Annotated in this window: 21 protein-coding genes and 1 tRNA gene; 12 read left to right on the forward strand and 10 right to left on the reverse strand. The window is 61.1% G+C overall.

Annotation, left to right across the window (positions count from 1 at the left end):
* The first annotated feature begins 26 nt into the window (after positions 1-26).
* The 8 genes from O4H53_RS05620 to O4H53_RS05655 are packed head-to-tail and all read left to right on the forward strand — an operon-like array spanning position 27 to position 7968.
* A complete protein-coding gene (locus O4H53_RS05620) occupies positions 27-1124 on the forward strand; it encodes a cysteine desulfurase family protein (RefSeq protein ID WP_269362004.1) in 1098 nt (365 codons plus the stop codon).
* 15 nt (positions 1125-1139) lie between these two features.
* Positions 1140-2675 (forward strand): Fe-S cluster assembly protein SufB, encoded by a 1536-nt coding sequence (gene sufB, locus O4H53_RS05625; RefSeq protein ID WP_269362005.1) that lies wholly within the window; start codon positions 1140-1142, stop codon positions 2673-2675.
* The gene (locus tag O4H53_RS05630; RefSeq protein WP_269362006.1) at positions 2675-3595 is read left to right on the forward strand and encodes an FkbM family methyltransferase; all 921 of its coding nucleotides are present in this window, start codon (positions 2675-2677) and stop codon (positions 3593-3595) included. Before sufB ends, O4H53_RS05630 begins: the two co-directional genes overlap by 1 nt.
* Positions 3596-3649: 54 nt before the next feature.
* Complete coding sequence (gene sufC / locus O4H53_RS05635; protein WP_269362007.1) at positions 3650-4405, forward strand: Fe-S cluster assembly ATPase SufC; 756 nt, start codon at positions 3650-3652, stop codon at positions 4403-4405.
* Positions 4405-5685, forward strand: coding sequence for a Fe-S cluster assembly protein SufD (gene sufD / locus O4H53_RS05640; RefSeq protein ID WP_269362008.1), 1281 nt, complete (start codon positions 4405-4407; stop codon positions 5683-5685). The genes sufC and sufD overlap by 1 nt, the downstream gene beginning before the upstream one ends.
* On the forward strand, positions 5685-6173 hold the full coding sequence (locus O4H53_RS05645; RefSeq protein ID WP_269362009.1) for a YIP1 family protein: 489 nt from the start codon (positions 5685-5687) through the stop codon (positions 6171-6173). The genes sufD and O4H53_RS05645 overlap by 1 nt, the downstream gene beginning before the upstream one ends.
* Entirely contained in the window at positions 6170-6748 is a 579-nt protein-coding gene (locus O4H53_RS05650; protein ID WP_269362011.1) for a YIP1 family protein, read from the forward strand. Before O4H53_RS05645 ends, O4H53_RS05650 begins: the two co-directional genes overlap by 4 nt.
* Positions 6748-7968 carry a cysteine desulfurase gene (locus O4H53_RS05655; RefSeq protein WP_269362013.1) on the forward strand — a complete coding sequence of 407 codons (1221 nt, stop codon included), beginning with the start codon at positions 6748-6750 and terminating at the stop codon, positions 7966-7968. The genes O4H53_RS05650 and O4H53_RS05655 overlap by 1 nt, the downstream gene beginning before the upstream one ends.
* Before the next feature lie 37 nt (positions 7969-8005).
* Here O4H53_RS05655 and O4H53_RS05660 read toward each other — a convergent pair whose 3' ends face one another.
* Positions 8006-9532: a peroxidase family protein gene (locus O4H53_RS05660; RefSeq protein WP_269362015.1), complete on the reverse strand. Its 1527-nt coding sequence runs from the start codon at positions 9530-9532 to the stop codon at positions 8006-8008.
* 335 nt (positions 9533-9867) lie between these two features.
* Here O4H53_RS05660 and O4H53_RS05665 point away from each other — a divergent pair.
* Positions 9868-9944, forward strand: a tRNA-Arg gene (locus tag O4H53_RS05665).
* A gap of 293 nt (positions 9945-10237) precedes the next feature.
* Here the strand turns inward: O4H53_RS05665 and O4H53_RS05670 are convergent.
* From O4H53_RS05670 to O4H53_RS05695, 6 genes are all read right to left on the reverse strand, one after another.
* On the reverse strand, positions 10238-10663 hold the full coding sequence (locus O4H53_RS05670) for an SRPBCC family protein (protein WP_269362017.1): 426 nt from the start codon (positions 10661-10663) through the stop codon (positions 10238-10240).
* Between the two features lie 144 nt (positions 10664-10807).
* A complete protein-coding gene (locus O4H53_RS05675) occupies positions 10808-11185 on the reverse strand; it encodes a DUF1428 domain-containing protein (protein WP_269362019.1) in 378 nt (125 codons plus the stop codon).
* 182 nt (positions 11186-11367) lie between these two features.
* Complete coding sequence (locus O4H53_RS05680) at positions 11368-11844, reverse strand: VOC family protein (RefSeq protein ID WP_269362021.1); 477 nt, start codon at positions 11842-11844, stop codon at positions 11368-11370.
* Positions 11841-12272 carry a VOC family protein gene (locus O4H53_RS05685; RefSeq protein WP_269362023.1) on the reverse strand — a complete coding sequence of 144 codons (432 nt, stop codon included), beginning with the start codon at positions 12270-12272 and terminating at the stop codon, positions 11841-11843. The genes O4H53_RS05680 and O4H53_RS05685 overlap by 4 nt, the downstream gene beginning before the upstream one ends.
* 194 nt (positions 12273-12466) lie before the next feature.
* On the reverse strand, positions 12467-13168 hold the full coding sequence (locus O4H53_RS05690; protein ID WP_269362024.1) for a TetR/AcrR family transcriptional regulator: 702 nt from the start codon (positions 13166-13168) through the stop codon (positions 12467-12469).
* Between the two features lie 270 nt (positions 13169-13438).
* On the reverse strand, positions 13439-14326 hold the full coding sequence (locus tag O4H53_RS05695) for a sigma-70 family RNA polymerase sigma factor (RefSeq protein WP_269362026.1): 888 nt from the start codon (positions 14324-14326) through the stop codon (positions 13439-13441).
* 129 nt (positions 14327-14455) lie between these two features.
* On the opposite strand from O4H53_RS05695, the gene O4H53_RS05700 reads away from it, so the two are divergent.
* The gene (locus O4H53_RS05700; RefSeq protein ID WP_269362028.1) at positions 14456-14935 is read left to right on the forward strand and encodes a carboxymuconolactone decarboxylase family protein; all 480 of its coding nucleotides are present in this window, start codon (positions 14456-14458) and stop codon (positions 14933-14935) included.
* Between the two features lie 371 nt (positions 14936-15306).
* Here the strand turns inward: O4H53_RS05700 and O4H53_RS05705 are convergent, their stop codons facing one another.
* From O4H53_RS05705 to O4H53_RS05715, 3 genes are read right to left on the reverse strand one after another with little or no spacing between them, the layout of a single operon-like run.
* Positions 15307-15837 carry a dihydrofolate reductase family protein gene (locus O4H53_RS05705; protein WP_269362030.1) on the reverse strand — a complete coding sequence of 177 codons (531 nt, stop codon included), beginning with the start codon at positions 15835-15837 and terminating at the stop codon, positions 15307-15309.
* A gap of 28 nt (positions 15838-15865) precedes the next feature.
* Positions 15866-16189, reverse strand: coding sequence for a YciI family protein (locus O4H53_RS05710; RefSeq protein WP_269362033.1), 324 nt, complete (start codon positions 16187-16189; stop codon positions 15866-15868).
* A 16-nt stretch (positions 16190-16205) separates the two neighbouring features.
* Complete coding sequence (locus tag O4H53_RS05715) at positions 16206-16847, reverse strand: dihydrofolate reductase family protein (RefSeq protein WP_269362035.1); 642 nt, start codon at positions 16845-16847, stop codon at positions 16206-16208.
* An 88-nt stretch (positions 16848-16935) separates the two neighbouring features.
* Here O4H53_RS05715 and O4H53_RS05720 point away from each other — a divergent pair, with 88 nt between their 5' ends.
* Positions 16936-17421, forward strand: a complete 486-nt coding sequence (locus O4H53_RS05720) for a winged helix-turn-helix transcriptional regulator (protein ID WP_114277186.1) — start codon at positions 16936-16938, stop codon at positions 17419-17421.
* 130 nt (positions 17422-17551) lie between these two features.
* The gene (locus O4H53_RS05725; protein WP_269362038.1) at positions 17552-17995 is read left to right on the forward strand and encodes an SRPBCC family protein; all 444 of its coding nucleotides are present in this window, start codon (positions 17552-17554) and stop codon (positions 17993-17995) included.
* Positions 17996-18022 lie beyond the last annotated feature (27 nt).

The raw sequence follows: 18022 nt of genomic DNA on the forward strand, positions 1-18022 counted from the left end.
GGAATATTTGGGGCCAAAAAGAAACGATGAGAACCTACCTGGATCATAATGCCACCACGCCTTTGCGGGCGGAGGCGCGGGCAGCGATGATTGCGGCGATGGATCTTGCCGGGAACCCGTCTTCCGTACACGCCGAGGGGCGCGCGGCAAAAGCTCTGGTAGAGCGTGCAAGGGCTCAGGTTGCGGCGCTGGTCGGCTGCAAGGTGTCGCAGGTGATCTTTACCGGCAGCGCGACCGAGGCGGCAGCCCTTGCCGTGGCGCAGAAGGCGCGGCATGGCGGCGCATTTGCGGCGCTGCCGACGGAGCATGATTGTCTGGCTGTGTGGGGTGAACGGGATCTGGCGTCGGTCTATGATCGTGAGGGCCGGATGACGCCTGACTGGCGCGCGGCGCTGCCGGAGGGGCTGGTGGCCGTTTCGGCGGCGAACAGCGAAACCGGTGTGATGTTGCCGGAACGGCAGGTGGCGGGCAGCGGGGCCGGGCATTCGGTGATCTGCGACATCACCCAGGTGGCGGGCAAGATGCCGGTGATCTACGAGGCTGAAACACCCTCCTATGCGATCCTGTCGGCGCATAAGCTGGGCGGGCCCAAGGGCGCCGGGGCATTGATCAACTTTACCGCGTCGGATCCCGAGCCGATCCTGCGCGGTGGCGGGCAGGAAATGAACCGCCGGTCGGGCACGGAGAACATCATCGGGATTGCCGGTTTTGGTGCGGCGGCAGAGGCGGCGGCGCGGGATGTGGCGGCAGGCGCCTGGGACCGGGTGGCGCAGCTGCGCGATCTTATGGAGGTGGCCCTTGCGGGAGCGTCAAAGAAGACTATTTTTGTCGGGAAAGAGATGCCGCGCCTGCCCAATACCTCCTGCGTCCTGACCGAAGGCTGGAAGGGTGAAACCCAGGTCATGCAGATGGACCTGGCCGGATTTGCCATTTCCGCAGGGTCGGCCTGTTCCAGTGGCAAGGTCAAGGCAAGCAACGTGTTGCGCGCCATGGGATATGACGACACAGAGGCGGCAAGCGCGATCCGCGTCTCGCTGGGGCTGGAGACAACCGAGGACGATGTTTTGCGCTTTGCCGAGGCATGGGCCGCGAAACTCGAACGACATGCACAACGGGCCGCGTAAGCGCCCAGGGAAAGGATGATGACTTTGGACATCGTGAAAGAGCAGGACAACGTCAAGGACGGCGTCGATCAGGATACCGTCGATGCGGTGCGCGAAGTGGGCGGCAAGTACAAACATGGCTGGTCCACCGACATCGAGATGGATTACGCGCCCAAGGGGCTGTCGCCCGACATCGTGCGGCTGATCTCCGAAAAGAACGAAGAGCCGCAGTGGATGACCGACTGGCGGCTGGAAGCCTATGACCGCTGGCTGACCAAGACGGAACCCACATGGGCGATGGTGGATTATCCTGAAATCGATTTTCAGGATCAGTTCTATTATGCCCGGCCCAAGAGCATGGCTGAAAAGCCCAAGTCGCTGGACGACGTGGACCCCAAGCTGCTGGAAACCTACAAGAAACTTGGCATTCCGCTGAAAGAGCAGATGATCCTTGCGGGGGTCGAGGGGGCAGAGGATGCGCCCGCCGAGGGCCGCAAGGTGGCTGTGGATGCGGTGTTTGATTCCGTCTCCGTCGGCACGACCTTCCAGGCGGAACTGAAGAAGGCGGGCGTGATCTTTTGTTCGATCTCCGAAGCGATCCGCGAACATCCCGAGCTGGTGAAGAAATACCTCGGCTCGGTCGTGCCGGTGTCGGACAATTTCTATGCCACGCTGAACTCGGCGGTGTTTTCAGACGGCTCGTTTGTCTATGTGCCGCCGGGTGTGCGCTGCCCGATGGAACTGAGCACCTATTTCCGCATCAATGCCGAGAATACCGGCCAGTTCGAACGCACGCTGATCATCGCCGACAAGGGGTCTTACGTGTCCTACCTCGAAGGCTGCACCGCGCCGCAGCGCGATGAATCGCAGCTGCATGCCGCCGTGGTCGAGATCATCATCGAAGAAGACGCGGAGGTGAAATATTCCACCGTTCAGAACTGGTATCCCGGCGATGAGAACGGCAAGGGCGGGATCTATAACTTTGTCACCAAACGCGCCGATTGCCGGGGTGACCGGGCCAAGGTGATGTGGACGCAGGTCGAGACCGGATCGGCCGTGACCTGGAAATACCCGTCCTGCATCCTGCGCGGTGACGACAGCCAGGGCGAATTCTATTCCATCGCCATTGCCAACAACATGCAGCAGGCCGACACCGGGACCAAGATGATCCACCTGGGCAAGCGCACCAAGTCGCGGATCGTGTCCAAGGGGATTTCGGCGGGCAAGGCGCAGAACACCTATCGCGGGCTGGTGTCGATGCACCCCAAGGCCAAGGAATCGCGCAATTATACCCAGTGCGACAGCCTGTTGATCGGCGACAAATGCGGGGCCCATACGGTGCCCTACATCGAGGTCAGGAACAACTCCTCCCGCGTGGAGCACGAGGCGACCACATCCAAGGTGGACGATGACCAGATGTTCTATTGCCGCTCGCGCGGGATGGACGAGGAGGAAGCCGTGGCACTGGTGGTCAACGGGTTCTGCAAGGACGTGCTGCAGGCGCTGCCGATGGAATTCGCCATGGAGGCGCAGGCGCTGGTGGCGATCTCGCTGGAAGGGTCCGTCGGCTGATGACAACCGGGGCGTCGGATATGCCCAAATCGGCCCTGCGGCAGCTGGGCGGACGGATCGCGTACCTGCGTTCCGTGACGGGGGTGGACCGTCTGCTGCGGATCGCGGATGTGGGGGCCAACCCGGTCAATGTGCCGGACTACAAGGAGCTGCTGGACATCGGCGGCTGCGAGGTCTGGGGATTCGAGCCGGAGCCGGAGGCCTTTGCCGCATTGCAGGCGCAGGCCGGACCCAACACACATTTCGTCCAGCGCGCCCTGGGCAAGACCGGGAGGGGTATGTTTTATCCCCATAAATCAACCGGTTTGGGGTCGTTGTTAAAGATGGACGAACGCTCGGTCACCTATCTGGGCCGGCCCGGCTGGTTTGCAAATCAGGGCGCGGGCGTGGAGATTGACCTGATTGCGCTGGACGACATTCCGCGCGATGAATTGCCGCGTCCGGATGTGCTGAAGATGGACATCCAGGGCAGCGAGTTGGACGTGCTGGAACATGGCCGTGACACGCTGAGCGAGGCGGTTGCGGTGATCCCCGAGGTCCGCTTTGCCCAGATGTACGCCAATGAGCCGATGTGGGCCGAGGTTGATCTGGAACTGCGCGATCAGGGGTTTGTCCTGCACAAGATGGCGGCGATCAAGTCGATCCCGCTGGGCAACTCCATGCGCAGCGCGATGAAGACGGAACATTTCCGCAGCCAGATGCTGGATGGGGATGCCGTCTATATCCGCGACCCGCGCGACATGGATGAATGGCCCGAGGCACAGGTCGCGCAACTGGCGATCGCGGCGGCGGGGGTGTTCGGGTCTTATGATCTGGTGATTGCCTGCCTCGATCACCTTGCCACACGGGGCGTCCTTGCACCGGATGTGCCGAAAGATTTTTTCAACAAGCTACCGAAATGGATGAGAAAACCGGCATAAGCTGCTGATTTTCAAATGGATAAGGGCCGTGACGGCCAAGAAGGAGACGACGACATGCTGAGCATCAAGAACCTGCACGTGAAACTGGAAGAAGAGGACAAGCAGATCCTCAAAGGCGTTGATCTGGAGGTCGAGGCCGGCAAGGTCCATGCGATCATGGGGCCGAACGGCTCCGGCAAATCGACATTGTCCTATGTGCTGTCCGGCAAGGACGGCTATGAGGTGACCGAAGGATCCGCCACCCTGCTGGGGACAGATCTGCTGGACATGGAGCCCGAGGAGCGTGCGGCGGCGGGTCTGTTCCTGGCCTTCCAATATCCGGTCGAGATTCCCGGTGTGGGCAACATGACCTTCCTGCGCACGGCTGTGAATGCGCAGCGCAAGGCGCGGGGCGAAGAGGAAATGTCGGCTGCCGACTTCCTGAAAGTGGTGCGCGCCAAGGCCAAGGACCTCAAGATCGACGCGGAGATGCTGAAGCGCCCCGTCAATATGGGCTTCTCCGGCGGTGAGAAAAAGCGCAATGAAATCCTGCAGATGGCCATGCTTGAGCCGAAGATGTGCATCCTGGACGAGACCGATTCAGGTCTGGACGTGGATGCGATGAAACTGGTGGCCGAAGGCGTGAACGCGCTGCGCTCCGAAGGGCGTGGCTTCCTTGTCATCACCCATTATCAGCGGCTGCTGGATCACATCAAACCGGATGTCGTGCACATCATGGCCGATGGCCGCATCGTCAAGACCGGCGGCCCCGAGCTGGCGCTTGAGGTCGAGAACAATGGCTATGCCGATATCCTCGCCGAGGTGGCGTAATGGCCCGGACTGCGGAAAAGACCAACCTGACGGACGCACGGATTGCGGCCCTGAGCATACCGGGCAGGGGCTGGTCGGTGCCTGCGCGCGAAGATGCGGTGAACCGCCTGCGGGCCATGGGGCTGCCGGAACGCCGGGATGAATACTGGAAATACACCCGCCCCGATACGCTGACCCAGGTCACGCCGGAACCGGCGGCGGTGTTTGAGAATGACGAGGCGCCGCTGTTTGACGGCATGGACCGGGTGAAGATCGTCTTTGTCGACGGTGTCTTTGATGCCGAAGCCTCCGATGATCTGAGCCTTGAAGGCGTGCGGATCGAGCGGCTGGCGGAGGCGAACAGCGATCTGCATTGGGCGCGCGATCTGTACGGGACGCTGGAAACCAACGGGCAGACGCCCGTGGCCCGGCCCCTTGCAGCGCTGAACACGGCCTTTGCGACCGATGGCATTCTGATCCATGTGACCGGTGCGGCAAGCAAGCCGATCAGCATCGTTTATCGCCATGAATCAACCACTTCCGATGTGATCTTGCATCACCTCATCAAGCTGGACGCGGGGACCGAGCTGACGGTGCTCGAAAACGGCCCGGCGGCGGCGCGGTTCAACAAGGTGATGGAAGTCGACGTGGGCGACGGTGCATCCTTTCATCATGTGCGCGCGCAGGGCCGCGACCATGAACGGCGCGCGGCCACGCATGTCTTTGCCCGGCTGGGCGCGGAATCGACCTTCAAGAGCTTCACGCTGACCGTCAACGGCGTCATGACGCGCAATGACTGCGTGATCGAACTGACCGGCGATGACGCCTCGGCGCATGTGGCCGGGGCCTGTGTGGGCGATGGGGCGTTTCACCATGACGACACGGTGTTCATCACCCATGACGCGGTGAACTGCGAAAGCCGCCAGGTGTTCAAGAAAGTGCTGCGCAACGGCGCCACGGGCGTGTTCCAGGGCAAGATCCTGGTCAAGGCAGGCGCGCAGAAAACCGACGGCTACCAGATCAGCCAATCGCTGTTGCTGGACGAGGACAGCCAGTTCCTCGCCAAGCCGGAGCTTGAAATCTATGCCGATGACGTGGCCTGTTCGCATGGGTCCACCTCGGGTGCGATTGATGAGGATGCTTTGTTCTACCTGCGGTCGCGCGGGGTGCCGCAGGCCGAGGCCACGGATATGCTGACCCTGTCCTTCCTTGCCGAAGCCGTCGAGGAAATTGAGGCGGAGACCCTGCGGGACGAGATCAACACCCGCATGGCCGCCTGGCTGGGCCGTCGTCGCGGCTGATGGCGGCGACACGCGATATCGTGGCCACCTACCGGGGGCCGGGGCGTGTGGTGCGCCGGCTGCTGGGGCAGGGCGCGCGTGAGGACCGGGCGCTGCTCTATCTGATGATCGGCTGCCTGCTGGTCTTTGTGGCACAGACCCCGCGTCTGGCGCGGCAGGCCTATGTCACCGGTGAGGATCTGGGCATGCTGATGGGCGGCACGCTGCTGGCGTGGCTGTTCATCGCGCCGCTGATCCTTTACGCCGTTGCCGCGCTGAGCCAGCTGGCCGGACGTGCCTTCGGGCGCGGTCCGGGGGGCTATGGCGCGCGGATCGCGCTGTTCTGGGCGCTGCTGGCGGCGGCCCCGGTGATGTTGCTTTGGGGGCTGACGGCGGGTTTTGTCGGCCCGGGAATCGAGATGAACCTGGTGGGGCTGGTCTGGCTGGGCATCTTTGGATGGTTCTGGGCTGCCGGATACCGCGCCGCCATGGCGGAGCAGGCGGGATGAACCCGGCATTGGTAGAACTGGTGCGGACGACCCTGCGCGCCCCGCGTGACGCGGCAGGTCAGATCATGGCGCTGCGGCTGACGCGCGATGTGCTCTGGACGGCGCTGGCGCTGGTTGCTGTCGGCAATGCCGCCTTGCTTTTCGTGATCTTCCAGACCTCCGACACCGAATTCCCCTTGCCGGGCTATGTAGAACGGCCCCTTGCGCTGTTTGTGATCATCGCCGGGATGATGGTGATCTATGTGCATGGCATGTATTGGGCCGGGCTGGCCCTGGGTGGGTCGGGATCGCTGGACGATGTGCTGGCGCTGGTGATCTGGTTCCAGACGCTACGCGCGCTGGCACAAGTTGCGATCATCGTGATGTCCTTTCTCCTGCCGGCGCTGGCGCTGTTGCTGTCACTGGCCGTTGCGGTCTGGGGGTTCTGGATCTTTCTGAATTTCGTGGCCGCTGCGCTGCATCTTGCCTCCATCTGGCAGGCATTTGCGGTGCTGGTCGCGGCGGCAGTCGGGCTGATAATCGGCCTTGGAATCCTGTTGACGTTAATCGGGCTGGGCGCCCAGGGAGTCACGTGATGTATGATGTAAACGCGGTCCGCCGGGATTTTCCGATCCTCGCGCGCGAGGTGAACGGCAAGCCGCTGGTCTATCTGGACAACGGCGCATCGGCGCAAAAGCCGCAGGTGGTGATCGACACGGTCACGAATGCCTATTCGATGGAATATGCCAATGTTCACAGGGGGTTGCATTATCTCTCCAACCTCGCGACCGACAAATACGAGGCGGTGCGTGGCACTGTGGCGCGGTTCCTGAATGCCGGCTCCGAGGATGAGATCGTGCTGAACTCCGGCACCACCGAGGGGATCAATCTGGTTGCCTATGGCTGGGCGATGCCACGCATGGAAGCGGGCGACGAGATCGTGCTGAGCGTGATGGAGCACCATGCCAATATCGTGCCCTGGCATTTCCTGCGCGAACGGCAGGGCGTGGTGCTGAAATGGGTGGATACCGACAGCACCGGCGCGCTGGACCCGCAGGCGGTGATTGATGCCATCGGCCCGCGGACCAAACTGGTGGCAATCACGCAGCTGTCCAACGTGCTGGGCACCAAGGTGGATGTGAAGGCGATCACGGCGGCGGCCCATGCCAAGGGCGTGCCGGTGCTGGTCGATGGTTCGCAGGGGGCGGTGCACATGCCGGTCGATGTCCGCGACCTGGGCTGCGATTTCTACGCCATAACGGGCCACAAGCTTTATGGTCCCTCCGGGTCCGGCGCGATCTACATCCGCAAGGAGCGGATGGCCGAGATGCGCCCCTTCATCGGGGGCGGTGACATGATCCGCGAAGTCAGCAAGGAAAACGTGACCTACGCCGATCCGCCGATGAAGTTCGAGGCGGGGACGCCCGGCATCGTGCAGACCATCGGCCTGGGTGCTGCGCTGGATTACATGATGGCGCTTGGCATGGAGAATATTGCCGCCCATGAAGATCACCTGCGCGACTATGCGGTTTCAAGACTGTCCGGGCTGAACTGGTTGCAACTGCAGGGCACGACGCCGGACAAGGCCGCGATCTTCAGCTTTTCGCTGGATGGGGCGGCCCATGCCCATGACATATCGACCATTCTGGACAAAAAGGGCGTCGCGGTGCGGGCAGGCCACCATTGTGCGGGGCCGTTGATGGATCACCTTGGCCTGACCGCGACCTGCCGGGCTTCATTCGGCCTCTATAACACCACGCAGGAAGTCGATGTGCTGGTCGAGGCGCTTGAACTGGCCCATGATCTGTTTGCCTGATCTCGGGGGCTGACCCCCGAGACCGGATCTTGCCGGATCAATCGGCCGGGGTATTGGCCTTCCATGCCGCTTCGGTCGGACCGCAGCGCAGGTGCTTGGCGTATTCCACGTCGCCATAGTGCTTTTCGACAAAGGCGATGATGCCTGCCAGCACGCTGTGGTTGCCACCGAATCCGTGCCAGGGTTTGAAATGCGGCAGGTGATAGAAGCTCGCCTTGTCCCGCTTGAGCAGGTTGGCGAACACCCCGGCAACCAGGTTGCCACCGACGCCGGTCAGCTTGCCTGCGCCAAAGTCCTCGGCTTCCTGCAGACAGTAGAACCACAGCGGGGTTTTCCTGAAGCCCTTGTCCTTGAGGGGGGCGGGCACCGGGGGCCGCTTGCTCACCTTGAAATGATCCGCCGCCATCTGGCCGCTGGCCAGCTCATAGGTATAGCGGTCGCGGATCATGTTGCGCAGGGCCAGGTTGCGGGACTGGTCCAGCGTCAGGGTGTGGTCGATGTCCTTCAGGTGGATGGGATCATGCACGAAGGGCAGGTTGAGCAGCGGCAAACCCAGCCCGGTGCCGACGGGGCGCGCGTGCTGATGGGCCGTGCCGCCCTTCATGTGGAACATGACGTCATATTCCATATTGGCGCTTTCGGGCCGCGGGCCGAACCCCAGGGTCGAGAACAGGCCCATCGGGGCGTCCCACTTGCGCAGCTTGTACTGGAACTGCGTTGTCGCATGGCCAAAGCGGTAGGCCGCACCGGTGAATTCCACCGGCATGACCGGCGCCATCGGCGGCAGCAGATCGCCCTGCCAGGCCGCTTTCAGGCAGGCCTGATCGACAAAGGACGGCAGCAGTTCGTTCCAGACAATGTACTGATAATGCAGCCGGATAAAGCGGCGGACCTGTTCGAAGTCTTCCAGCGAGGGGACAACATGGTCTTTCCAGACCTCCGGCTCCATGCCCGCCATGGCGCAGGCCTTGATGTCCCTGGCCTTGTCGCCATCCTCCTTGCGGTAGGTCATCAGGATGTTGTGCAGGCGGATGAAAATGCTCTGGATCTGCGCCACGATCACATTCTCGTCGTTGCGCGGATCGCCGATCAATGCCTTGCCGGCACAGGTGCGCGCGAGATCAAGGTGGTTTTCCTCGCGGCCGAACATCAGGAATTGTTCGGCTGCCCCGTTGCCATAGAGATGCGGCGAGGCTTCGGGCCCCGCGCCATAGACGCAGTCAAGGTCCAGGTTGGGGGTGCGCACATTCGTGATGGTGGCAGGGTCGATGCGCGACCCCAATGCGCTGGTGGCATCCAGCGTGATGTCATGGTCGACGAATTGTCCGAGAAAGGTCATCCCGGCCTCTGCCGGACCATCGGTCTGTTCGTCCTTGCCCATGGTCACGGAAAGGTCCGTCAGCGCGTCGATCACATCGGCATGGCTGATGTTCTCGATATGCACCGGGTTGCGTTTGAGCATCCGGTCCAGCACGCGGGGAAAGACGGCATTGGGGCCATTCCCCTCAAGGCAGGTCTTGGCAAGTTGGTCGAGCCGCGACAGCCCGTGATATTGCTTGGTCATGATAATCTCCATTTCTTTGAAAAAAAATTTGGTACTGAAGGCTACTGGCTAACAGATTCCCTTATTGCGGGTATCTTGATGCATGACGGCCCGGTCGCATAAGTCCGGAAAACCATACTCGGAGGCATTGCGGGGGCCGGATGGCTTATGTATAGGAGCATCTGTGAACCAGCTCTTCGGCCAGAGCACTGCCCTCGGATGGCAGATGCGAAGGGGCCGGGGGACAAAGAGGAGAAGAAAAGGATTATCGGAACGGGATTTGCGAGGCCCTCTTTCTGATCTTTCAACTCGCGAAAAGTTCACGTAAGCATTGCCACAGCATTGCGACACGGTAAGCACCCATAGCTCAGCTGGATAGAGCGCTGCCCTCCGAAGGCAGAGGCCTCAGGTTCGAATCCTGATGGGTGCGCCATACCTCTTCCACCGGTTTCAACTCCTTTGACACCTTGCAGCGAAAGGCCGTTGCCGGTTTCAGCGCTGCGGTCTGTTGGCGTCTTTCGGCTGGCCAGCAGCAATGAGAAGTTGGAGGGTTCCCCGCGGGGAATCCAACATATTGTTAATAAGGGCTTTTACTTGGTTGGTGCCGCGCGCAGGGGGCGAGAGAGACCCTTGCTGAAGGGGTTCAGGATAGATCTGAAATACTTGTTCGCTGCCTCTTTCTGTGGTCCTACGCGTTACGCGATGCCTGATGTTTCAGGACGTTCGTCAGACGCAGTCTTCACCTTCTACATGACGCTTGAAATTGTTCAGGATCGCCTGCCAGCCGTCCCGTTGCATGTCGACCGGATTCTGGTCTTCGGCATCGAAGGTTGTCGTGACTTTCGTCTTTCCGTTCTCAACCTCGAATGTCGTGCGTGCCTTGCGGCCGTCGCTCATGGCCAGGGTCAGCGCCTTGTTCGGTTCGACCTCTTCATAAACCGCGTCGAAATCGAAACCGAAACTGCCGTCCTTTGCTTCCATGCGCGCCGAATATGCACCTCCGACTTTCAGATCGGCGCTGGCGCTTGGGCAGCACCAGTCGTCAGAGGCGAAGTTCCATTGCGTGATGTCGGCGGGGGTCGAATATGCCTGCCATACACGTGCGACCGGCGCGTCGATCACGGTGTCGATGGTGATTTTCTGTGTGCTCATAAGCCTATCCTCTGTGCTGAGCCTTCTTTTCGAAACGGTCGATCGCCGGACCAGCGATGCTTTGGCGACGGGCGACATTGATCCAAAGCCTGATCTATGGCTCCGCGCATGTCGATGATGTGACAGGTCATCGCCCCGGTTACGTCAGACCTCCACAACCGGTATGAACCCGCCATAAATCAGCCGTGCGCCATCGAAGGGCATCGGGTTCTTTTCCGGGTTCATGCGCGGATCGGCGTTTTCCGGATGATCCATCCAGTCCTTCATCTTGTCGAAGGCCGCATCGCGGGTTTGCTTGTCGGGCCATTCGATCCAGGAAAAGACAACAGTCTCATCCTCCTTTGCCTGAACGGCCTTGCGAAAATCGGTGAGCTTGCCATCGGGCAGATCGTCGCCCCAGCATTCCAGGATGCGCGTGGCGCCGAGATCCTTGAAAACGCTGTCGCCGAGTTTGGCGTGGTCGATGAATTTCTGCTTGTTCGCCGTCGGCACGGCGATCACGAAACCGTCTATGTAGCCCATCTTGTCACTCCCTGAATATGATGGTTCCTGGGTTTAAGTCTTGCCTGAGCGCGTGGCTCAGGCCCTTGCTCAGATCAAGGCAATGGAAGTCGATATCGAGCGCGACATGGCGCGCAGGTTTTGTACGAGTTCATCGCCTCGGCGTAGTAGAGTTTCATCATAGGACTCCCATGCGCACTGCGTTAAGCGACGGCGGCTTCGAGCGCCGCAATGTCGATCTTTGTCATTGTCATCATCGCTCCGAATGCACGTTTGGCCCTTTCCTTGTCGGTGCTCGTCGTCAGGTCGAGCAACAATCGCGGCGTGATCTGCCAGGAATGGCCCCAACGGTCCTTGCACCAGCCGCAGGCGCTTTCCCGTCCGCCGTTGGATACGATGGCGTTCCAGTAGCGGTCGGTCTCTTCCTGGGTTTCGGTCACGACCATGAAACTGACGGCCTCGTTGGGTGTGAAGTTCGGACCACCGTTCAGCCCGACGCATTTGCGGCCAAGCACGGTGAATTCGACGGTCAGTTCATTCCCGGCCTTGCCGCCCGGAAAGTCATCCGGCGCGGTGTTCACGCGGTCCACGCGGCTGTCCGGAAAGGTGGCGGCATAAAACTCCGCCGCCTTTTTCGCTTCGCCGTGGTCGTACCACATGCAGGTGACAAGTTCGGTCATGACGATGCTCCCTGCGCCTTGCTGCCGGCAAACATCAGCATCCAGGGCGTTCCGTATTTGTCGGTGAACATGGCAAATCGTTCGGCCCAGAAGGTTTCGTCGGGTTCCATTTCGACGCGCGTCGCATCCTTGGCAAGCGCGTCGTAGATGCGGTCGAAATCCGCCAGCGAGGTTGGCGAGATCGCGATGCGGAAGCCCTGCGGCTTGTCATACATCTCGTCGTTGTTGTCAGAGGCCATGACCAGGGCGCTGCCCAGCTTCATGGCCATGTTCATCACCATGTCGTCGCCGCCGGGCATGCGGCTTTCGGGGGTCGGGGCATCGGCGTTGCGGAAAACACCGGTGATTTCACCGCCCAGCACCTCGGCATAATGGCTCATCGCCTCCAGGCAGTTTCCTTTGAAGAAGAGATAGATTGCAGGTTCCATGTCTTGGGTCCTCCCTTGATCCTGAAGTATTGTTGTAATTGTCCGGCATTACTCAACCGGCAGCACTGCTGTTGAAAAAGTCGCGTTGGGCGTCATGGGCCCGCGTGCCCGGCCCGTGCCGCCATCGGGCGCGCGTTCGAAGATGGTGATGTTTGGTCTGGCGCGTACGCGCGTTGATTGGCGAGATGTGTCAGTCATATGCGTCGTGCCTTCGCCACTGTTGGTAGGGCTTGGTCTGCGGTGTTCCCTTGGAGGACGTCTGACCTATCGCTGCGTGGTGCCCTCCCGAACAGGAGCAGCAGATAGCGTTGCAGATGATCGACGCTGTCGCGCGCGATGGTGCTGTCGCCCGTCGCCTTGGCCAGAATGAAGGCGCCCTGCAGCACGGCCTGGGTGTGGGCGGCAAGGCTCGCCGGTGTCCAGTCTGCCGTAATTCCATGCGCTTTCATGGCCGCTTCGATATCCGGTTCCAGCGTGGCGGCATGGCCGAAGATGCTCGCCGCACAGGCATCGCGGATCGCCGGGTGCGAGAGATAGACCTCCTGCGTCATCGTGCCGACAAGACAGGTGAACTCGGCAAGATCGCCTTCGATGATCTCCTTGCGGAACGCGACATAGGCAAGCAGCCTGTCGAGCGGATCGTCGTGATCGTGATAGGGTGCTTCAGCGAAGAACGCCGATGTCGTCTCAGCCCAGAAAGCGGCGGCGGCGACGCCCAGCGCTTCCTTGTTTTCGAAATGATGGAAAAACGCGCCCTTGGTCACGCCAGCCGACTTGCAGAGGTCATCAAGCGTGGTGGCCGCGAAACCCTGGGACCGGATCACGTCTCGTGCCGCTTCAAGCAGCCTGGTGCGGGCGTCGCCGCGTTCGGGATTTTGTTTGGTTGGTCTTGGCATGGATATTAAAATACCATCCGGTCGGTATCTATGTCAAGATGTCCGATATGATGGGTGCTGACGGGTGCAATGAGCGGAGATTTTTGCGAGCCGTACAAAGGGTAATGGGCGAGATACAGGTGATGCCCGGCCCAAGCCGGGCAGGGGGCAGGCGCCACCCAAACGGGCGGCCTGCCCGGACAATCCCGGCAACTCGGCAAGTGTGTCCCGGCTTTGCTTCAGGGCATCGGTGATCGAGGCCTGAGCAAAGCCCGAACCACGGCCTGACCGTCAGTCTTCGACAATCGACAGGTCGAACGCCGCCATGTCTTCGGGCTCTGCAATGACATTCATGCCCGTGATTCTGTCGCCAGCAATGTCGAGGCGCAGCAGAAGCAGAAGCTGACCGCCGGGGACGACGGCAACGTCCATCACATTGTCCACCAGTGCCGGTCTGGCCGCCTGGGCACTGCCCTTGAAGAATGCGGCAACCGCCGGAGCGCCACGCAGTTCGGCATGTCCGCCGAGTTTCACGGCAACCGAATCTCCGCGCAGGACCACATCGGGATCGAGCATTGTCATCAAAGCATCGAAATCACCCCCGCGTGCAGCGGCAAGAAAGGCATCCACCACTTCGCGCCGGCGGGCATTGTCGACCCTGTCGGCGGTCTGTGCGCCCTGCACCCGGCGCCGCGCGCGGCTGGCAAGTTGCCGGGTTGCATCCGGCGAACGCCCGACAATCCCTGCGATGTCGTCAAACGGGACGGCGAAAACATCATGCAGCACAAAAGCGACCCGCTCGCCCGGTGTCAGGGTCTCAAGCACGGTCAGCATGGCCAGACCGACGGAATCGGCCATGGCAAGTTCTTCTTCGGGGGTGGCATTTGTCGCCGTCAACGAGGGGTCTGGCCGAAGCGTGTTGTCCAGCATCCCGTCCAGCGATTCTTCCTGGCGCGATTTACGGGCGCGCAGCATGTCCAGACACAGCCGGCCCACCACGGTGGTAAGCCAGCCGCCAAGATTGGCGATACTGTCCGGTTCGGAGCGGTTGAGCCGAAGCCAGGCTTCCTGAACCGCATCCTCCGCCTCGGCCCGGGAGCCAAGCATGCGGTAGGCAACCGCGTTCAGCCGCGCCCGGTGGGCCTCGAATTCGTCCAACAAAAATTTTTTGCCACGCATTGTCACATTCCTTGTTTGCGTTCCGTCATGCTTATGACGAACGGTTCAGGCCCGATGTGACAGCGGGCGGCCGCTATGTCATCGCACCGGGCCCAAGACCCCGGGAACCTGAACAGATAGGAAGAAACCATGCTCGATAAAGTTGAAACCATGCAAGCCCGGATGAAGCATCCGGTCCTCGTTCTGCCCGAAGCCATGAAAGCGCTGCTGGCGCTTGGCAAGGCCGCCACCGCCGACGGGCTTCCGGCGGTGACCTGCTACCTCGTTCATCTGCGTGCCAGCCAGATCAATGGCTGCAGCTTTTGTGTGGACATGCATGCGCAGGAGCTCAAGAACGCTGGCGAGGATGACAAACGCATCCATACCGTGGCCGCCTGGCGCGAGGCCCCCTGGTTTACCGATGCGGAACGGGTCGCCCTTGCCCTCACGGAGGAACTGACCCGCCTCGCGGATCGCCCCGAAGCGGTTTCCGATGAGCTGTGGTCGGAAGTGGCCCGGTATTACGACGAACCCGCACGGGCGGCACTGCTGCTGCAGATCGCGCAGATCAACGTCTGGAACCGCCTCAACGCCGGGATCCGGCAGGTGGCGGGCGTGCGCTGGTACTAGGCTCTGGACCCATTAATCTTATATGCTCAGCGGTGATTTCACGAAATTTCAAGGGTTTGGGGCGTTCAGCCAATAGTGGTTCTATTTGCAAGCGACCCAAGACGTTGAAATGAAGTGAAATCGCCGCCCTTCGGGTTTGACGGATTTTCCCGCAGCCTGCGTCACATCTGCTTGGTATAGAACCACTATTCTTGCGCAGATGTTCCTGGTCTGCGAAAAAATCTGTCAAACTGAGCATATAGAATAATGGGTCCAGAGCCTAAGATTGCACCGGCGCAAAAAGACGCGGGGGAAGATTGCCGTCGCGGGGGAAGATTGCCGTCTTCCCCCGCGACGGCAGGCCGCAAATTGCCGCCGGGTCTGTCGGGTGATCAAGCGGGGGCATAGACCAGCCGCAGCACGTTATCGCCAATCCGCTCATGCGACAGCAGGGTGAGGGGCGGTCGGGCACCCGCGAAATAACCCGTGCCATGGCCAAGCACCACGGGATGAAGGTACATCCGGTATTCGTCAATCAGCCCGAGTTCGGTCAGGCTTTGTGCCAGGGTCGGACCGGCAACTTCGATCTCTCCGGCGTGTTCTGCCTTGATCCGCCGCACCGCGCCTTCCAGGTCATCCCCGACAAGGGTCGCATTGGGGCCGACCGTTTCCAGTGTCCGTGAGACAACCCATTTCCGCTGTTTCCGCCAGGCCGCCGCAAACGCCGCGCCCTCCGGTTCCCAGTCTTCGTGGTCCTCATCCCAATAGCGCATGATCTCATAGATGTTGCGACCATAGATGCTGCCCAGCTGACCCTCGGCCTCTTCGATGAAATGACGAAAAAGACTGGGGTCCGGCGCAAACCGCTCATGGTCGACATAGCCGTCCAGTGACACATTCATTCCGAATACGAGCTTTGCCATGCCCTTGCTCCCTCCTTGTGATGATCGGCTATTTCAGGGGCCAGACTTCGACAACGCCATGGGCGACGGCACAGGGAACCTGCGCGACCTTGTCGATGGCCTCTGCCAGGCTGGCCGCCTCGATCACCGCGAAACCGGCAACCGGAAGGTCGGAGGACATGAATGCACCTTCGCGCGTTGTCACGCCGGAGGCATTCGGATTGCGGACCTGGACCGGTGTCCCGGCAATCCTGACCAAAGCGCCTTCGGAAACCAGTCTGGTGTCCTGCGCATGTGCGGCCTCCCTGACGGCCTGAGGCGTGCGGTCATAGCCGTCCTGATCGCCATATCCGATGGTGATGAATTTGGGCATGATGCGAAAGCCTTTCCTATCTTGCGAGCACGATGTGGGTCGCCGCCTCGGTCGCGGCAGTTTCAGTGACGGAAAAGCCAAGCGCCGGCAGGTCAATCCCCGCGAACAGCGCCTCGCCCCGGCCCAGGACCACCGGCGAGATGGCAAGGTGAATCTCGTCGACAAGACCGGCCTGAAGATATTGCCGCACCGTCGAGACGCCGCCGCCGATCTTGACGTTTCGGTCCCCGGCCGCCGCCCTGGCGCGTTCAAGCGCCGCCGTGATCCCCTCGGTGACGAAGTGAAAGACGGTGCCGCCCTCCATCTCGACGGGGTCGCGCGGATATTGGGTGAGGATGAAGGTCGGGGCGTGATACGGGGGATTGTCGCCCCACCAGCCTTTCCAGCTTTCATCCGGCCAGTCGCCACGGATGGGACCGAACATGTTGCGGCCCAGGATGAAGGCACCGAAGCCTTCCATTGAGCGGGTCGCATAATCGTTGTCGACGCCCCGCGAGCCGCCATCCTTGCCCAGCATTTCGTGGAACATGCTGGTTTCGATCATCCAGGTATGCAGCGTCTCGCCGCCCTTGCCGAGCGGGTTCTCAAGGCTTTGGTCCGGCCCGGCGCCATAGCCGTCGATGGAAATCGAAAAACCGGAAACGATTACCTTGGTCATGGTTACCTCCCAAACTGTATGTGTTTTGCAAGCAGTTGTGAACTACCAGAACCGTATGTATATTGCAAGCAGTTTACGGAGGCCCCACATGGACAAACCTATCCGCTCCGGTTGCCCGATCAACCTGACGCTTGAAACGCTGGGCGACCGCTGGAGCCTGATTGTCATCCGCGACATCATGTTCGGCAACCGCCGGCACTATCGCGACCTGCTCAACAATTCCGAGGAAGGCATCGCCTCGAACATCCTGGCGGACCGGCTGAAGAAGCTGACTGAATCGGGTCTGCTCTCCACCAGTCCGGACCCGTCGCACAAGCAAAAGACGGTCTACAGCCTGACGGAACCCGCGATCCAGCTGGTGCCGCTGCTTGCGCAGATGGGCGCATGGGGCCGGCGCTTTACGCCGGTCACGCGGGAATTGTCGATCCGCGCGCAGCTTCTGGAAGAGGGCGGTCCCGAGATGTGGGAGGCGTTCATGGCGGAATTGCGGAGCCTGCATCTTGGCGCGGCACCGCCGGCGCGCTCGGTGATCGCGGAATTGACCGAAGCCTATCTGGCGGCACTTGCCGAATGACAGCGGACTGCCGCGCAGATCGCAGCGTGACAAGAATTCCATACGTTTTCGAGCGATGGGATGGCAGGATGTCCGTAAAATAAGGCGAGCAAGAATCTTCAAACAAGATGAGCAAGAAAAGGATATCGTCATGCCCAACACGGTCCGTCTGCACCGCGTCATCGCCGCCAAACCCGAAAAGGTCTATCGGGCCTTTCTGGAACCCGACGCCGTGGCCAGCTGGCTGCCACCCTATGGGTTTCTCTGCACGGTCCACGAACTGACGCCCGAGGTCGGCGGGACGCATCGCATGTCGTTCCGCAATTTCACGACCGGTGACAGCCACTCATTCGGCGGCGTATACAAGGAACTGGTTCCGGGTCCGCGGCTGGTCTACAGCGACCGGTTCGACGATCCAAACCTGCCCGGCGAGATGTCGATCACCGTCGACCTGAAGGCTGTCTCTGTCGGCACGGAAATGAAAGTTGTGCAGGACGGCGTTCCGGAGGTGATCCCGCTCGAAGCCTGCTATCTGGGCTGGCAGGACAGCCTGCGGAAGCTGGCAAAGCTCGTGGAACCGGAGATCAACCAGTAAGGTGCCCGAGGCCGGTGGTGCCATCGT

Source organism: Sulfitobacter sp. G21635-S1 (assembly GCF_027213915.1).
Taxonomy (GTDB): domain Bacteria; phylum Pseudomonadota; class Alphaproteobacteria; order Rhodobacterales; family Rhodobacteraceae; genus Sulfitobacter.

Excerpts from the sequence above, each read along its gene's own strand:
- O4H53_RS05620 (WP_269362004.1), top strand. The coding sequence starts at position 27 with ATGAGAACCTACCTGGATCATAATGCCACCACGCCTTTGCGGGCGGAG.
- sufB (WP_269362005.1), top strand. The coding sequence starts at position 1,140 with ATGATGACTTTGGACATCGTGAAAGAGCAGGACAACGTCAAGGACGGC.
- O4H53_RS05630 (WP_269362006.1), top strand. The coding sequence starts at position 2,675 with ATGACAACCGGGGCGTCGGATATGCCCAAATCGGCCCTGCGGCAGCTG.
- sufC (WP_269362007.1), top strand. The coding sequence starts at position 3,650 with ATGCTGAGCATCAAGAACCTGCACGTGAAACTGGAAGAAGAGGACAAG.
- sufD (WP_269362008.1), top strand. The coding sequence starts at position 4,405 with ATGGCCCGGACTGCGGAAAAGACCAACCTGACGGACGCACGGATTGCG.
- O4H53_RS05645 (WP_269362009.1), top strand. The coding sequence starts at position 5,685 with ATGGCGGCGACACGCGATATCGTGGCCACCTACCGGGGGCCGGGGCGT.
- O4H53_RS05650 (WP_269362011.1), top strand. The coding sequence starts at position 6,170 with ATGAACCCGGCATTGGTAGAACTGGTGCGGACGACCCTGCGCGCCCCG.
- O4H53_RS05655 (WP_269362013.1), top strand. The coding sequence starts at position 6,748 with ATGTATGATGTAAACGCGGTCCGCCGGGATTTTCCGATCCTCGCGCGC.
- O4H53_RS05660 (WP_269362015.1), bottom strand. The coding sequence starts at position 9,532 with ATGACCAAGCAATATCACGGGCTGTCGCGGCTCGACCAACTTGCCAAG.
- O4H53_RS05670 (WP_269362017.1), bottom strand. The coding sequence starts at position 10,663 with ATGAGCACACAGAAAATCACCATCGACACCGTGATCGACGCGCCGGTC.
- O4H53_RS05675 (WP_269362019.1), bottom strand. The coding sequence starts at position 11,185 with ATGGGCTACATAGACGGTTTCGTGATCGCCGTGCCGACGGCGAACAAG.
- O4H53_RS05680 (WP_269362021.1), bottom strand. The coding sequence starts at position 11,844 with ATGACCGAACTTGTCACCTGCATGTGGTACGACCACGGCGAAGCGAAA.
- O4H53_RS05685 (WP_269362023.1), bottom strand. The coding sequence starts at position 12,272 with ATGGAACCTGCAATCTATCTCTTCTTCAAAGGAAACTGCCTGGAGGCG.
- O4H53_RS05690 (WP_269362024.1), bottom strand. The coding sequence starts at position 13,168 with ATGCCAAGACCAACCAAACAAAATCCCGAACGCGGCGACGCCCGCACC.
- O4H53_RS05695 (WP_269362026.1), bottom strand. The coding sequence starts at position 14,326 with ATGCGTGGCAAAAAATTTTTGTTGGACGAATTCGAGGCCCACCGGGCG.
- O4H53_RS05700 (WP_269362028.1), top strand. The coding sequence starts at position 14,456 with ATGCTCGATAAAGTTGAAACCATGCAAGCCCGGATGAAGCATCCGGTC.
- O4H53_RS05705 (WP_269362030.1), bottom strand. The coding sequence starts at position 15,837 with ATGGCAAAGCTCGTATTCGGAATGAATGTGTCACTGGACGGCTATGTC.
- O4H53_RS05710 (WP_269362033.1), bottom strand. The coding sequence starts at position 16,189 with ATGCCCAAATTCATCACCATCGGATATGGCGATCAGGACGGCTATGAC.
- O4H53_RS05715 (WP_269362035.1), bottom strand. The coding sequence starts at position 16,847 with ATGACCAAGGTAATCGTTTCCGGTTTTTCGATTTCCATCGACGGCTAT.
- O4H53_RS05720 (WP_114277186.1), top strand. The coding sequence starts at position 16,936 with ATGGACAAACCTATCCGCTCCGGTTGCCCGATCAACCTGACGCTTGAA.
- O4H53_RS05725 (WP_269362038.1), top strand. The coding sequence starts at position 17,552 with ATGCCCAACACGGTCCGTCTGCACCGCGTCATCGCCGCCAAACCCGAA.